11 protein-coding genes are annotated in these 15855 nt (G+C 64.9%); 1 reads left to right on the forward strand and 10 read right to left on the reverse strand.

Annotation, left to right across the window (positions count from 1 at the left end):
• Positions 1-123 precede the first annotated feature (123 nt).
• Both NFH97_RS01170 and NFH97_RS01175 read right to left on the reverse strand, forming a co-directional pair.
• On the reverse strand, positions 124-894 hold the full coding sequence (locus NFH97_RS01170) for a TSUP family transporter (protein ID WP_308812435.1): 771 nt from the start codon (positions 892-894) through the stop codon (positions 124-126).
• Positions 891-2090 carry a Bcr/CflA family multidrug efflux MFS transporter gene (locus tag NFH97_RS01175; RefSeq protein ID WP_349624242.1) on the reverse strand — a complete coding sequence of 400 codons (1200 nt, stop codon included), beginning with the start codon at positions 2088-2090 and terminating at the stop codon, positions 891-893. Before NFH97_RS01175 ends, NFH97_RS01170 begins: the two co-directional genes overlap by 4 nt.
• A 132-nt stretch (positions 2091-2222) precedes the next feature.
• Here NFH97_RS01175 and tal point away from each other — a divergent pair, with 132 nt between their 5' ends.
• Positions 2223-3161, forward strand: a complete 939-nt coding sequence (gene tal / locus NFH97_RS01180; RefSeq protein ID WP_108447650.1) for a transaldolase — start codon at positions 2223-2225, stop codon at positions 3159-3161.
• A 203-nt stretch (positions 3162-3364) separates the two neighbouring features.
• On the opposite strand, the gene NFH97_RS01185 is transcribed toward tal, so the two are convergent.
• The 8 genes from NFH97_RS01185 to NFH97_RS01220 all read right to left on the reverse strand — a co-directional run bounded on the left by NFH97_RS01185 (position 3365) and on the right by NFH97_RS01220 (position 15803).
• Positions 3365-3874 carry an STAS domain-containing protein gene (locus tag NFH97_RS01185; protein WP_045993227.1) on the reverse strand — a complete coding sequence of 170 codons (510 nt, stop codon included), beginning with the start codon at positions 3872-3874 and terminating at the stop codon, positions 3365-3367.
• Positions 3861-5054, reverse strand: a complete 1194-nt coding sequence (locus tag NFH97_RS01190) for a PP2C family protein-serine/threonine phosphatase (protein ID WP_045993226.1) — start codon at positions 5052-5054, stop codon at positions 3861-3863. The genes NFH97_RS01185 and NFH97_RS01190 overlap by 14 nt, the downstream gene beginning before the upstream one ends.
• Positions 5055-5066: 12 nt before the next feature.
• A complete protein-coding gene (locus NFH97_RS01195) occupies positions 5067-5837 on the reverse strand; it encodes an MlaA family lipoprotein (RefSeq protein WP_240184119.1) in 771 nt (256 codons plus the stop codon).
• A 160-nt stretch (positions 5838-5997) separates the two neighbouring features.
• On the reverse strand, positions 5998-7125 hold the full coding sequence (locus NFH97_RS01200) for a beta-ketoacyl-ACP synthase III (RefSeq protein ID WP_349624243.1): 1128 nt from the start codon (positions 7123-7125) through the stop codon (positions 5998-6000).
• A gap of 92 nt (positions 7126-7217) precedes the next feature.
• Positions 7218-11156 (reverse strand): ATP-dependent RNA helicase HrpA, encoded by a 3939-nt coding sequence (hrpA, locus tag NFH97_RS01205; protein ID WP_249742858.1) that lies wholly within the window; start codon positions 11154-11156, stop codon positions 7218-7220.
• Between the two features lie 240 nt (positions 11157-11396).
• On the reverse strand, positions 11397-13085 hold the full coding sequence (locus NFH97_RS01210) for an AMP-binding protein (protein WP_108132629.1): 1689 nt from the start codon (positions 13083-13085) through the stop codon (positions 11397-11399).
• 125 nt (positions 13086-13210) lie between these two features.
• Positions 13211-13996: a class II glutamine amidotransferase gene (locus tag NFH97_RS01215; RefSeq protein WP_349624244.1), complete on the reverse strand. Its 786-nt coding sequence runs from the start codon at positions 13994-13996 to the stop codon at positions 13211-13213.
• Positions 13989-15803, reverse strand: coding sequence for a vWA domain-containing protein (locus NFH97_RS01220; RefSeq protein WP_222516939.1), 1815 nt, complete (start codon positions 15801-15803; stop codon positions 13989-13991). Before NFH97_RS01220 ends, NFH97_RS01215 begins: the two co-directional genes overlap by 8 nt.
• Positions 15804-15855: the final 52 nt, after the last annotated feature.

Raw genomic sequence — 15855 nt, forward strand, 5'->3', positions numbered from 1 at the left:
CTTTTACAGCCGACGGCAACCTGAGCGGACACAAAAGAAGGTGCCGCAAAAAAAGGCCGCCCGGCTTTGCGCCGGACGGCCAATCTGGTGTCGCTTCGATAGCGACAACATGAAACAACCGGGTCAGCTGATCAATAGCCCCAACGCCGCCGCGGCGCACAGGGTCAAGGACGCCGCCTGCAACAGTCGCCGAGGCAACTTCGGCGCCAGCACCGCCCCCAGGGCGTGGCCCGCCACCACCATGGGCATGAAACTGAGGCTCACGCCCAACAGCCACAGCGGCACCCTGCCCACGGCCGCCAGGCTCGCCAGGGTCATCAACGACGAGATAAGAAAGAACGCCGCCAGGTTGCCCCGCAGGCGGTCCATCGGCATGCCGTGCATCAGCAGCACGATGGGCGGTCCGCCGATCGCCGCCACGGCACCGAACACTCCCGACAGAAAACCAGCACCAAACAGTGACGAGCGGTTGACCGGCAGGCGCAGCTTGAACAGCGTCACCACCACCGCAAACAGCACGATGCTGGCGATCATCACCTCCAGCGTCGCCATGGGTGCCACCAGCAACAGCCAGACCCCGAGCAGGGTTCCCGGCACCTTGCCCACCAACGCCATGGAGATATCGGTCATGGCGACTTCCCGGCGATAGCGGCGCACCACCAGACAGGACACCAGAAAGCCGTAGACCACCAGCACCACCGGCACCAGGGACGGCGCCTTCAACAGAATCAGTGGCGCCCCCACCACCGCCATGCCGAAGCCGGTGGTACGCTGGACGAAGGTCCCCAGCGCCAGTACCGCCCCCACCCACAGCCACGAGCCGAGGGTCAGCTCGCTGAGCACCCACCACTCCCTTGCGCAGTCCTGCACTGCGGCCAGCAACGACGCCATCATGACGCCGCCTCCTCGACCCGAGGCGGACGTCCGGCGAGCACGCGCAGGCCGACGTTGCCGATCAACGCCACCGTGACCATGGCGATCACCATGGGCCAGGCAGAGTCGATTTCAAAGGCGGTGACCAGGGCACCGGACAGTGCTGCACTGCTGAACTGAATACTGCCGAGCAGCGCCGTGGCGGTAGCGCTCATATGACTGAACCGCTCCAGCAGCGATGAAATGGCGTTGGGCGAGATCAGCCCCACCACGCCCAGAAACGCTATCACCAGAGGCACCACCGTGAACAGCGAGTCCGTCCCTGTGGCGACTACCACCAGCAGGCCACTGGCGGCGACCAGCTGAATGGCGAGACCAAGGCGCAGGTTCTGCTGGGGTGTACGCCGACGCAGCAGGCGAATATTGACCCGGTTGGACAGCGCCATCACCACCACATTGGCACCAAAGACGAAGGGATAGGCTGCCGGCGACAGCCCGTAGTGCTGCATGTAGAGAAACGGCGACGAGGTGACGAAGGCAAAAATGCCGGCGAAGGAAGCCGCCACCGCCAGGATGTAGCCCATGGCCTGACGGTCGGTCAGCACACTTGCGTAGTTGCGCAGCACCTGACGGGGCGAGGCCACCGGTGCCCCTGCAGGCCGGGTCTCCGGCAGAAAGGCCCCGAGCAGCCACATCAGGAAGGCGGCATAGACCGCCAGGAAGACGAAGATCAGCCACCAGTCGGCCAGGTACAGCAGCAGGCTGCCGACCATCGGCGCCACCAGCGGCGCCAGCATCAGGATCATCGCCATGGTCGACATGACCTTGGCCGCCTCGCGGCCACTGAAACAGTCGCGCACGATCGCGGCGGAATTGACCACGCAGGCGCCGCCGCCGAGCGCCTGGACAAAGCGCCAGACCAGAAGCTCCGTCAACGAATCGACGCTGACGATCACCAGACTGGCGATCAGAAACAGGATCTGTCCGGCCAGCAGCACCGGCTTGCGTCCGATGCGGTCGGAAAGCGGCCCGCAAGTGAGCTGGCCCACGGCAAAGCCGACCATGAACACGCTGAGTGAAAGCTCGGTGTGATGAACACTGGCCCCCACCGACTCGGCCAGCGCCGGCATGGCCGGCAGATAGGCGTCGATGGCGAAGGGGGCAAGGGCGGTATTGGCGGCCACCAGCAGGGCGACACGCCGGGCATTCAGGGACACAGGCGCTCCATGAAGAACAAGGTTTGAAAAATTGTCATCGGGTTGATCGTGACGCCGCTGCGGCTGTTGTCCACATCGACGCCTTGGTACAGTAGGTCCAGCTCACCACCGCCCAACTACGGAGATTGCCACATGGCAGACGATCTGCTGACCCAACTGAAGGCGATGACCACGGTGGTCGCCGACACCGGCGACCTGGACGCCATTCGTCGCTTCCAGCCCACCGACGCCACCACCAACCCGTCGCTGATCCTGCAGGCCGCCAGCCACGCCGATCGTCGCGCCCGCCTGGCCGCCATCGCCAAGGAGGCCAACGACATCGATGACGCTCTCGACGCCGTGGCGGTGGACATCGGCAGCGAGATCAGCGAGCTGGTGCCTGGCTATGTGTCGACCGAGGTCAGCGCACGGCTATCGTTCGATACCGAAGGTACCCTGGCCCGCGCCCATTCACTGATCGAGCGCTATGCCCGCAAAGGCGTCGGCGCCGAGCGCATCCTGATCAAGGTGGCGTCCACCTGGGAAGGCATTCGTGCCGCCAAGACGCTGGAGCGAGAAGGCATCCGCACCAATCTGACGCTGCTGTTCAGCTTCGCCCAGGCCCAGGCCTGCGCCGACGCCGGGGTCACGCTGATCTCGCCCTTCGTCGGCCGCATCCTCGACTGGCACAAGGCCCAGCAGCCGGAGGCCGACTTCAGCGGCGACAACGATCCCGGCGTGCAATCGGTCAAGCGCATCTACGACCACTACAAGGGCCACGGCTACTCGACCATCGTGATGGGCGCGAGCTTCCGTAACACCGACGAGGTCAAGGCGCTGGCCGGCTGCGATCGTCTGACCATCTCGCCGGCACTGCTCGAGGAATTGCACGGTCAGCAAGGCGCTCTCGAACGCCGCCTCGTCCGCAGCGACGCCGAGACCAGCGCACCGGAGCCCCAGACCGAAGACGACTTCCGCTGGGCGATGAACGAAGACGCCATGGCCACCGAAAAACTGGCCGAGGGCATCCGCAAGTTCATGGCCGATCAGCGCAAGCTGGAAAGCCTGCTGACCGAACTGCGCCAGGGATGATCACGGGCGCACCACCGGCAAGCCTGGCTGGGCCTGGCTGCAGATGATCAAGAGGGCGATCCATGGATCGCCCTCTTGCATTATGCGGTTGCCAGCTTGCGGCGATCTGACACCGCTTTCGGAGTTCGCCATTTTCTACGCCTTCGGCGCCTTCTGCTGGACACGCCTTCGGCGCGTCGACGTCAGGCCCGGCACGGGCTGGATCAGGCCTTGTGCGAAGCGTCGTTCTGGGCCTCGAGCATCTCGACCAGAGGCTGGAACTGTTCGTGGTTATGCTCGTTCATGCGCATCAGGATACGATGCGCTTCGAGGATGCGCTCCCGCAGCCCCTCTTCATCGGCGGGCACTTCGGGGAGCTCCTCGAAGTCGTCGACCTCGGCGATGGGACGCTCCAGCAAGGTAAAGAAAGCGCCAAAGCCCATCACCTCGAGCATCCGCTTGACGTCGGGATTGTCGGCCACGATGGTCGGCGCCTGCTCGAGCTTGCCGCGCAGCGCCATGGCCACCTTGGCCAGGAAGCCAAGCGCCGTGGAATCGACGTTGCTGGCCTCGCGCAGGTCGATCATCACCGCCTTGAGTCCCGGCGTGTCGGCCAGTTGCTGGGCCTGGAGATCCAGGGTGGCACACAGGGTCAGGCGCACGTCGCCACATAGCTTCAGGACGAACACACCGGCCTCGAATGCCGCCTTCAGTCGACCTTCATGCACTTTCATCGCCAAACCCGCTCACCAACATGATCGTCAAGTCGTCGGGCAGCTCTTCGCGCCCCGAGGTGGGGTCCTCCAGCGCTTCTTCATCGCTGGAGAGCGCCCCCAGGGCCAGCCCCCGACGCATCGTATCCAGGGAATCGCTGTCTTCGACCCGCTGCCTGAGATCGTCAAGGCGCGCCTCGAGACTGTCCCCCGGCAAGCACTCCAGCACTCCATCGGAGCAAAGCCAGAGCGAAAAGTCATCGGGCAAGTCACATCCCAGTGCCGGATAACTGACCTCCGGAAACAACCCGACCGGCATGCCCTCTCCCGCCAGCGTGGTGACGCCCTCGTCGGACTTCAACAGTGGCATCGGCAGCTGCGCGCCGAGAGAATAGTGCAGATAGCGCTTCTGCTGGTCGATCACGCCGACGAACAGGGTGGCGTGCTTGCCGATCCCCGTGTCCAGCAGCTCCCGATTCAACTGGGACAGCCAGCGCGGCGGCAATGCCTCGGGTGCCTCACCGTCCCACTCGCCTTGCCAGCGATTGAACAGATACTTGAGCAGCACCGTCACGAAGGCGGACGAGGCTCCGTGGCCCGACACATCAGCGAAATAGAATAATGTATAGCGCTCATTGTACGCCTGGATATCGAGAAAGTCGCCTGACAGATACAACGAGGGCGCAAGCCAGTAGTCACAGCCGATCGCCCCCAGCTGCTGCGGCCTCGGCGGCAGCATGCGACGCTGGATCTGGCCGCCGGCCTGCTGGTCGAGCCGGAGCATCGCCAGGTGGGTCTCCAGGCTCTCGTTGAGCTCTTCCAGTCGCGCTCGATCCTCTTCGCGCTCCCGGGCCAGACGATTGACGTCCACCACACGCCGGATCATCCGCCTGAGCAGATGGGCATGGCGCAAGGGGTCGATCACGTAGTCGACAAGGCCCGCGTCAACGGCCTTGAGCAGATCGTCGTCTCGCCGGTCCTCGCTGACCACCAGGGTGGGCCAGCGCTCGGCCAGCACCATCCACTCGCGACTCGGTACCGCCAGCGAATGTGCTACCACCAGCGCCGTGGAGCCGGGAAGCTCATCGGCGCTGGCGGCGGCAAAGACCGCAAGTCCGTCGCGAGCAATCGCGTCCACCAGGGCGTCGCGGTGCTCGCCCGGGTGGTCGATTACCCCGATCAGAGGTTTGGCTGCTTGCATGCAGATGCCACCTTACTCGGCGAAGGCATCTTCGTCGTAGTCAAAGCCATCGTCGATAAAGCTGTCGTCACCAAGCTCACCATCGGTGACCTCGAAACGACGACGCTGTAGCCAGGCGTCACGAATGAAGCTGTAGCGATCACCGCGAATCAGATCCTCCTGATCGAGAAGGCTGGCACGCGCGTCGAGCAGCTCGAGACCGCGTAGCGAGTAGCGCACGGTGTCGTCCTCGACGTAGGTCAGCGGGTAGGTGTACCAGTCGACCGGCAAGGCGCTGGTGTCACGCACTGTGCTGGGGCCGAGGAACGGCAGCACCACGAAGGGCCCCTCGCCCACGCCCCAGGCAGCCAGAGTCTGGCCGAAGTCTTCCTCGTCGGCGATAAAGCCGGCGTGGGTCGCCGGATCCAGAAGACCACCCAGACCGAAGGTGGTGTTCATCAGAAAGCGCATGCTCGAGTTGCCGGCATTGGCACCCTTGCCCTGCAGCAGGCTGTTGAGCACCGTGCGCACTTCGCCGAGGTTGTCGAAGAAGTTGCTGACACCGCGCTCGAGCGGGTCCGGGGTCACGTAGCGATAACCCTGGGCGGCAGGCTTGAGTGCATAGCGATCCAGCACATCGTTGAAGGCGAAGACCCTGCGATTGAAGCCCTCCCAGGGGTCCGCTGGATTGGGCTCGCTGGATACGCCGCTGCTGGCGCAGCCACTTGCCGCCAGGGCGACGGCCATGACCAGGACACCCCTCTGCATGCCCTTGCCCAGGGCACCGCTGTAGTTCGCGTTCATCGTTCGACTGCCTCCCTTGCCTGTCCTTGTCACGATCGTCAATCTATCGGCGCTGTTGTCCGGGGTTGGACTCCGGGTAGCGTCAGCGACGACGCCTCTGCGTACGGCAGTCGTCTGGTTCCGCCGACGAGTCAGCTGTCGGTTCCACGGAGGGTCGGCCTCAGTCCCTGCGAATCACCACGCAGCCCGCACTGTAGCCCGCGCCGAAGGAACACACCACCCCGGTAGCGCCCGGTTCCAGGTCTTGATGATGCAGATGGAACGCGATGATCGAACCGGCAGAACTTGTATTAGCGTAACGGTCAAGAATAATCGGCGCTTGATCCGGAGCAGGCTCCTGGCCCAGCACCCGTCGTGCGATAAGATCGTTCATGTGTCGATTGGCCTGATGCAGCCATAACCGCGACAGCGTACCAGGCGCGATATCCAGGCTCTCCAGGTGGTCAAGGATCAACTGTGCCACCATCGGGCAGACTTCCTTGAAGACCCTGCGGCCTTCCTGCACGAACAGCTTGTCGGCTGCCTGGGGGTCGGCGTCGGTGACGCGGTTGAGAAAGCCCGCATTATTGCGAATGGCGTTGGAAAACTGCGTCACCAGTCGGGTCCCGAGCACCTCGAACCGTGTCTCGGCTGTCGCCACCTGGTCGCTTTCCAGCACCAGGGCGGTACAGGCGTCGCCAAAGATGAAGTGGCTGTCACGGTCGCGGAAGTTCAGGTGTGCCGAACACACCTCGGGGTTGACCACCAGGGCGCGGCGCACGCCGCCGGAGCGGATGGCATTGGCGGCGTTGTCGATGGCGAAGGTGGCCGAGGAACAGGCCACGTTCATGTCGAAGGCGTAGCCCCCGGTGCCCAGCGCACGCTGCAACTCCACCGCCACCGCCGGATAGGGGCGCTCCAGGTTCGAGCAGGCCACGATCACCAGGTCGATGTCGGCGGCCTCGACCCCCGCTGCGGCCAGCGCCTCGTGCGAGGCGGCCAGCGCCATCTCGCACTGGATGCCGGGGCTGTCGTTGTCGCGCTCGTCGAGCTTCGGGCGCATGCGCTCAGGATCAAGGATACCCTCTGCGTCCAGCACGTAGCGGCTGTGGATACCCGAGGCCTTGACGATGAATTCACTGCTGGAATGGGCCAGGGCGTCACGTTCCCCGGCCTCGATCGCCTCGCGGTGGCGGGCATTCTCGGCATCCACCCAGGCGTTGTACGACGCCACCAGGGCGTCGTTGTCGATGGCGTTGGCCGGGGTATACAGGCCGCTGCCGGTAATAAGCACCTTCGCTGGGGTCATGCCCTTCTCCTTCATGCGGCACCTCGGTGCCGCCGGTCGATCGCGACCGCCCGGGGCGGTCACTCACTTTCGTCATCTTTGGCGCGGGGGCCTTACCCCCGCCCGGTCAATTCCGCCCAGCGTTTCTCCAGGCGCTTCTCCGATACCGGCATGGCGGTACCCAGCTGCTGCGCAAACAGCGATACCCGCAACTCCTCGATCCACCAGCGAAACTCCACCAGCGATGGATCTTCGACGCCGCCTCGGTGCTCGGCCTGTCGACGCGTCTCGAGGCGCGTCTCGAAGTCCTGCACCGTCTGCATCAGCATCTGGTCGCGCATGCGCTCGCGCGGGGCCTTCTCCAGGCGCACCTGGGCGGCCTCCATGTAGCGCGGATAAGCCTCGAGCCAGGCACCGGCGTCGGTCACGAACCCCGGGTACACCAGCCGCTGCATCTGTGCCTTGAGATCACTGTATACCAGCGCCAGCGACAGGCTCAGGTTACCCTTCAACGCCTTTGTCACCGCCAGATGTCCCTCCAGTGCCGGCTTGAGCACCGCCACCAGCTTGTCGGCATGGGGAACGATATCCTGGCGAACCGCCTGAATGCGTTGTTCCAGGGCCTCGGCACTGCGCGGCAGCGGGTCCACCGCCACGACCTGCCGGAAGACGGCTGTCACCACATCTTCGGTCAGTGCACGCTTGCTGCCTACCTTGGCGAACAATAGAGCACAGGTCGACAGTCCCTGGGTACGCTCGATAGCCTTCACTTGATCTGGCAGCCGTTCCATCGCCGCCTTGACCACCCCGCGGCGATGCGCTTCATGGGCCTTGGCCGGATGATCGAACAGCTCGAGGCTGAGCCCGCTCGACGAAGGCACCAGCGCCGGGAATGCCTCGACACGAATCCCGGCCTGGGAGGTCACCCGCGATTCCGGCAATGCCTGCTCGGGGAAGCCCGACAGCTCGGACTGGCTCTCCACGCTCTTGGCCAGCGCCCGGGCACCCTGACTGGCGGCAGCCTCGAAACGCCGCTCCAGCGCCCGCAGGTCGCGGCCCTGGCCCAGCACCTTGCCGCTGTGGTCGACCACCTTGAGGTTCATCACCAGGTGGGGCTCGAGCTGATCGAGGCGCCAGTCGTCCGGCGATAGGCGCAGCCCGGTCTTGACCCGCAGAAATTCACCGAGCGCCTCGGTCAGGCTGCCGTCCCCGGGTACCAGTGCCTCCAGCGCCGCGTCGACCCAGTCGGGTATCGGCACCACCTGTCGGCGTATCGACTTGGGCAGCGACTTCAACAGGGCGATGCACTTGTCCCGGAGCAATCCCGGCACCAGCCACTCGAGGCGAGACGACGACAGCTGAGACAGCATCGCCGCCGGCACCGTCATGGTCACACCGTCATCCTCGGCCCCCGGCGCGAAGTGATAGGCCAGCGGATAGCGCACACCGTCGATCGAAAGCTCGTCAGGATAGGCGTCACCGGTGACGTCATCCGCCTCCCGTGCCAGCAGCGCCTGACGGTCGAACTTGAGAAGCTCAGGGTCACTGCGCTCGGCCTTGCGGCGCCAGGCCTCGAAGCCCTTGCCGTTGACGATATCCTCAGGCAGGCGAGCGTCGTAGAAGTCGAATAGCTGCTCCTCGTCCACCAGAATGTCGCGCCGCCGTGCGCGATCCTCGAGGTCCTCGACCTCGTCGATCAGTGCCCGGTTGTGGGCGAAGAACTCGCCCTTGGTGCGAAACTCGCCTTCCACCAGCGCCCGGCGGATAAACAGCTCACGGCTTTCGACCGGGGCGATGGGGCCATAGTGGACCTTGCGCCGGGCCACGATCGGCAGCCCGAACAGGGTGACCTGCTCGAAGGCCACCACCTGGGCCCGCTTCATCTCCCAATGGGGCTCGCTGTAGCTGCGCTTGACCAGATGGCCCGCCAGAGGCTCGATCCACTGTGGCTCGACCTTGGCCACGCTGCGCGCGAACAGCTTCGAGGTCTCGACCAGCTCCATCGCCATCACCCACTTCGGAGACTTCTTCGAAAGCCCCGATGCCGGATGAATCATGAACTTGCGATTGCGCGCCCCAAGATACTCGCGGTTCTCGGTCAGGGTGCCCAGATGGCTCAGCAGACCCGTCAACAGCGCCTTGTGCATGGCCACCGTCTGCTGACGCTTTCGCTCCTTGGCCTGACCATCGTCATCTTCACCTTCGGCGGCGATGGCGGGCCTGGCCGACGGCACCTGGATATCCATGTCCTTGAGCAGCTGACGCAACTGGCGGAAGGTATCGTGCCACTCGCGCAGGCGCAGGTAATTCAGGAAATTATCGCGACACCAGCGACGCAGCCGGTTGCCCGAGAGTTCCTCTCGGGCGGCTTCGAAGCCGTGCCACAGATTGAGCAGGGCCACGAAGTCGGAATCCGGATCCTGCCAGCGGCGGTGGGCCTGATCGGCAGCTTCGCGCTTGTCGGAGGGTCGATCACGCGGGTCCTGCACCGCCAGCGCCGAGACCACGATCAGCACCTCGCGTAGGCTCTGCTGCTCGACCCCGGCCAGCACCATGCGGGCCAGGCGCGGATCGATGGGTAGTCGCGCCAGCCGTCGCCCCAATGTCGTCAGGCGGCTGTTGTCGTCGACCGCACCCAGCTCATAGAGCAACTTGAAGCCATCGGTGACGAAGCGCGAGTCAGGTGGATCGACGAAGGGAAAGTCCTGGATGTCGCCCAGTTTCAGCGACAGCATCGACAGGATCACCGAGGCCAGGTTGGTGCGCCGGATCTCCGGATCGGTAAACTCAGGGCGCGCCAGGAAGTCGTCTTCGTCATACAGACGGATGCACACGCCTTCCGCCACCCGGCCGCAGCGGCCCTTGCGCTGATTGGCGCTGGCCTGGCTGACCGCCTCCACCGGCAGGCGCTGAATCTTGGCGCGATAGCTGTAGCGACTGATGCGCACCAGCCCCGGGTCGATCACGTAGCGGATACCCGGCACCGTCAGCGAGGTCTCGGCCACGTTGGTGGCGAGCACGATGCGCCGCCCGCTGTGGGGAGCAAACACGCGGTTCTGCTCGGCGTTAGAAAGCCTGGCGTAGAGCGGCAGTATCTCGGTACTCTTGAGATCGGCGCGCCGGAGCACGTCGGCGGTCTCGCGGATCTCACGCTCACCGGGCAAAAACACCAGGATATCGCGGGGACCATGGAACCAGCGCTTTTCGCGCTCGATGGTCTCGATTTCCTCCACCGCGTGAAGGATACCCTCGCTGAGGGTGCGGTCTTCCTCGTCATCTTCGTCGCGAATCAGCGGACGATAACGCACCTCCACCGGGTAGGTACGACCCGAGACCTCCACCACCGGAGCAGGGCGCACGCCGCCGTCCTGGTCTCGGCTGGCAAAGTGCTGACTGAAGCGCTCCACATCGATGGTGGCGGAGGTGATGATGACCTTGAGATCCGGGCGGCGATCGAGCAGGCGCTTGAGGTAGCCGAGCAGGAAGTCGATATTGAGGCTGCGTTCGTGGGCCTCGTCGATGATCAGGGTGTCATAGCGGCGCAGGTCCGGATCCTGGCGGGTTTCCGCCAGCAGGATGCCGTCGGTCATCAGCTTGACCAGGGTGTCGTCGTTGGTCTGGTCGGTGAAGCGGACCTGATAACCCACCTGCTCGCCCAGCGGCACCTGCAGTTCTTCTGCCAGACGGGTCGCCACCGAGCGCGCCGCCAGGCGCCGCGGCTGGGTGTGGCCGATCAGCCCGCGACGGCCAAGCCCCAGTTCCAGACACAGCTTGGGCAGCTGGGTGGTCTTGCCGGAGCCGGTTTCGCCGGCCACAACCACCACCTGATGGGACTCCAGTGCCTTGAGGATATCGGCACGCCGCGCCGCCACCGGGAGCTGCTCGGGATAGTCGAGCGTGACCGGGCGCGCCTGGCGCGAGGCCAGGGTCTGACGGGAGCGCTGCCAGTGGTGCTCGACCTCCTTGAGTCCCCGGTCGATGGGCTTGCCGTCGCGTCGACGACGCTCGAGACCGGCCAGACGCTTGGCCAGCGTCGGGCGATCGCGAAGCATCACCTGTTCCAGTCCTTCGGTCAGAAACTTCAGGCGAGAGGCGTCGTCGGCGTTTTGCTGGGCGGTGGGCGTAGAACTACTCACGTTGGGGTCGAAGGCTCCGGGTGGATCATGGGCGCCGCGTCGCACGGACGCGGGGCGGGAAGGCTCCCGCAACGCAAAGGGCGCTATTGTAACGCCGCAGCCAAGGCAAGGGCCAATCGCCGGCCCCTGCCCTTCCCCGGACCTTGTCGGCGGGCGTCAGCCGTCGGTGCCGGTCCCGGTTTCGGTGCTGCCTTCGTCACGCAACTGGCGCCGGAGCACCTTGCCGACGTTGGTCTTGGGCAGTTCGTCACGAAACTCCACCAGCTTGGGCACCTTGTAGCCGGCCAACTCCTGCTTGCACCAGGCGCGCAGCTCGTCACTGGTCAAGGAGCTGTCCTTGGCCACCACGAACAGCTTGATGACTTCGCCGCTGGTATCGTCGGGCACCCCGACGGCGCAGGACTCGACCACCTTGGGGTGGGCCGCGACCACGTCCTCGATCTCGTTGGGATAGACGTTGAAGCCGGACACCAGAATCATGTCCTTCTTGCGATCGACGATACGCACGTAGCCATCGTCCTGGATGACCGCGATGTCACCGGTGTGGAAGAAGCCATCGGCATCGATGACCTTGGCCGTCTCGTCATCGCGGTTCCAGTATCCCTTCATCACCTGGGGGCCGCGCACGCACAGCTCGCCCGGCTCGCCCGGCTCGGGGTCGCCACCGTCAGGGTTGCACAGCTTGAGCTCGGTGCCGGCGACGGGGCGGCCGATGGTGCCCAGCTGTATCGCCTCCACCGGGTTGAAGCTGACGATCGGCGAGGTCTCGGTCAGGCCGTAACCCTCGGCGATGGGGCAGCCTGTCACCTCTTCCCAACGCTTGGCCGCGGCCTTGGTCAGCGCCATGCCACCGGAGATGGTCAGGTGCAGGTGGGAGAAGTCCAGCGCCTTGAAGTCGTCACGATTGCATAGCGCATTGAACAGCGTATTGAGCCCGACGAAGCCGGTGAAACGCGTCTTCGAGAGCTCCTTGATAAAGGTATCGAGGTCCCGCGGATTGGTGATCAGCAGCGAATGGTTGCCGCCTTCCAGCATGAACAGGCAGTTCACCGTAAAGGTATAGATGTGATAGACCGGCAGCGGCGCGACCACCACCTCACTACCCTCGCTCAAGCCACCCCCGATGATCTGCTTGGCCTGAAGCATGTTGGCCACCAGATTGCGGTGGGTCAGCATGGTGCCCTTGGCAAGCCCGGTGGTCCCCCCGGTGTACTGCAGCGCGGCGATATCGTCGAGTTCGCGTTCTACCTCACGGTGCTCGAGGGAGGCGCCTTGCTTGAGCACCTGACGCAACCCGACCGCCTTGGGGATCGAGTAGCGCGGCACCATCTTCTTGACGTACTTGACCACAAAGTTGATCAGCGGTCGTTTGGGGAAGTCGTGCAGATCACCGATCTCGGTGATCACCACATGCTCGATGTCGGTCTTGTCCAGCACCCGCTCGAGCTTGTCTGCCATGTTGGCCAGGATCAGGATCGCCTTGGCGCCGGAATCCTTGAACTGGTGGGTCATCTCGCGCTCGGTGTACAGCGGATTGGTGTTGACCACCACCATGCCGGCGCGAATGGCACCGAACACCGCTACCGGGAACTGCAGCAGATTCGGCAACTGGATCGCCACCCGATCACCGGGCTCAAGGTTGGTCTCGTGCTGCAGCCAGGCGGCGAAATCACCGGACAGCCGGTCAAGCTCGGCGTAGGTCAGGGACTTGCCCATGCACGAGAAGGCCACCTTTTCGTCGTAGCGCTTGACGGAGCGGTGGAAGATATCCATCACCGAATGATAGTCATCGAGCCCTTCCAGGGCCTCCCCCCGAACGATCGATGCAGCGGCGTTCTCACTCATGGGCGTTCTCCATTCGGGGGACCAGGTCCCCTCTTATTATCAAATTGTGGTGTCGACACTGGCTACCATAGCCCAGTCCCGCAGCGACTGTAATACGCCTGATTCAAACTTTCGTTTAAAACCCGCTATTCATCGCTTAGATAACGGGCTACGATCTCGCCTTCCCGCCACACCAGCAGCTCACCCGGCTGCATGCGCACCCACTCTTCGTTGTCGGTGAGCGGTTCGGTGGCCAGCACCGAGACCACATCGTCGGGGGTGGTGTGCTCGACAAAGTTGACCACCATCTCGGCGTCCGACAGGTTGGCCTCGCCAAAGGGCGCGCGGCGGGTGATATGGGCGAGCTTGGTGGAACAATAGGTGTACAGGTACTCGCCGTCGGCCAGCAGCAGGTTGAAGACCCCCAGACCTCTGAGCTTCTCGCACAGCTCGTGCAGCGACGACCACAGACCGCGACGATCCTCCGGCGGGTCTGGATAGCGCCGCCTGAGCTCACCCAGCAGGTGGCAGAAGGCGTGCTCGCTGTCGGTGGACCCCACCGGTCGATAGCTGTCGAGGTCCAGCGTCTCCCAGCCGGACAACTGGCCGTTGTGGGCATAGCACCAGGGCTGCCCCCACATCTCGCGCACGAACGGATGGGTATTGGCCAGCTTCACTCCGCCCACATTGGCCTGGCGGATGTGGCTGATGACGATATTCGACTTGATCGGGTATTCGCAGATCAGCCGGGCGATTCGCGAGTGCACCGAAGGATGAGGGTCGCGAAATTCGCGATAGCCCCCCTCTTCGTAAAAAGCGATGCCCCAGCCGTCACGGTGGGGGCCGGTGCCGCCGCCACGATGCAGAAAGCCGGTAAAGCTGAAACAGATATCCGTGGGCACATTGGCACTCATGCCCAGAAGCTCACACATGGGGTTCCTCTCTTGTTGACCCGGCCGCAGCCAGGCGAGTGCGCCGGCGACGCCACAACAGCCAGGCGATCACCACCACCGCCAGGATAGCGGCCACCAGCCAGCTGCGCGGATCATGTCGAGCACGCTCGAGGGCGGGTTCAAGACCGGGCCTTCCCTCGCGCCACCACTGCACCAACCGCTCGGGGCCTTCATTCACCAACGCCACAAACTGGTCGGCCAGCGCCTCGCCAGCCTCCTCCTCGGCCTGTCGCTCACTGGCTTCGGCGAAGCGTTCACCAGAGAGGGTAGGGCCGGCCAACGCCCGATCCAGGGCCACCTCACCATCGCGATTGATCCACAGCGGCGGCAGGTTCCAGCGGGTCTCGCTGCCGTCGATCGTCGCCACCGCCGAGATCCGCAGCGGACGGCTGACCTCATCCTCCTGGGGCGGAATTTCCAGGCTCCAGCGCCTGGCGTCTGCCGGGGCCACCTCCAGCGACTGGCCCAGCAGATCGGCCTCGAAGCGGGTGTTGTCGTGGCCAAGGCGCGGATGTTCGGCCACCAGCGTCACCCGACGCCCGGATTCGTCCAGTGCCGCGCCGACGGCCGGCAGCACATTGACCGCCTGCACCCGTCGGCGATGGAAGTCCTCGCCCTCGGCGGTGATCACCAGCTCAGCCGCGCCGGTGCCCGACGGCGACGGCAGCCGCCCGCGAAACACGCCATCATCGTTGCCAAGCGCCAGGATCTGCAGGCCGTCCACCGCCTCGCCGGACAGCTCCGCCGTCACCTTGAGCCCCTCGGGCACCGTCACCTCGCCGTCACTTTCGACACGCACCGCCAACGGCACCTCGAAGCCGGAATACAGCGTCGCGGGCAGCGCCTCCGTCACCAGGTGGCGATCGCTGTTGACGGTAATCCGCGAGTCCGCCGCCAGAGGACCTTCGATCCGCCACTCCCCCTGCGCAGGGTCGGGTACGCGGATCAGGTCGAAGCGCGGTTCCCGCTGCCAGCGAACCTCTGCGGGTGCGGTGTCGCGGGTGTAACGGGTGCCGTCCGGCGCCACCAGGGTCACCTCTCCCTGGCCGGGGTCGTGGAAGATCAACGCGGAAAAATCGTCGACGCCGGCATCGACGGTGAAACGGCGGTCCTCAAGCGGCACCTGATCCACCGGGAAGATGCGCTCGACGATATCGAGAAAGGCGCCCAACAGGGCGTCCGGTGTCTCGACCACCGCCGCCAGTCCCCCGGTGCGCTGCGCCAGTCGCTCGACCAGGGCAACGTCGGCGCCTGGCGAAAAGGCGATGGCGTGGATGGCCACCCCCTGGTTGGCCAGGTCCGGCACCATCGCCTCGACCAGGCGTTGGCGAGAGGCAAGGTCCACGTCGGGCTTGGCACCCCGGCCCGGCGACAAGTCGATCACCCCGTCGGTCAGCAACACCAGGTGGCGCCAGCCGTCACCCTCGGCTGCAGCCGCGGTGCGCAGCGCCGCCTCGATATCGGTATGCTGCTGATACTGTTCCAGCGCCGGCGGCAGCGCCAAGGCCCGCTCGCGCCACTGGGCGTCGACCTGCCCCAGAGGCAACGGATTGTCGATCGACTCGCCGAAGGTCCAGATGCCGGCGCTGACACCACTCGGCAACAGCGCCACCAGCATGTCCAGCGCACTGCCTGCCAGGCGATTGGGGTCATTGGTCTTCATGCTGCCGGACACGTCCACCACGACGCGAACGTCCGGTGGCTCATCCGAGCCCGCTTGCCCAGTCGCCGACTGGGCAAGCGCCGTCAGCGGCGACAGGCACAACGCCACGATTGTCGCCATCATTACCCCTTTCCCGCAGCGTTGCTGGCCCCGCTTGGCCATGTGTCCTCCTTGG

This window comes from Halomonas sp. SCS19 (assembly GCF_040147015.1).
In the GTDB taxonomy this organism is placed as follows: domain Bacteria; phylum Pseudomonadota; class Gammaproteobacteria; order Pseudomonadales; family Halomonadaceae; genus Halomonas; species Halomonas litopenaei.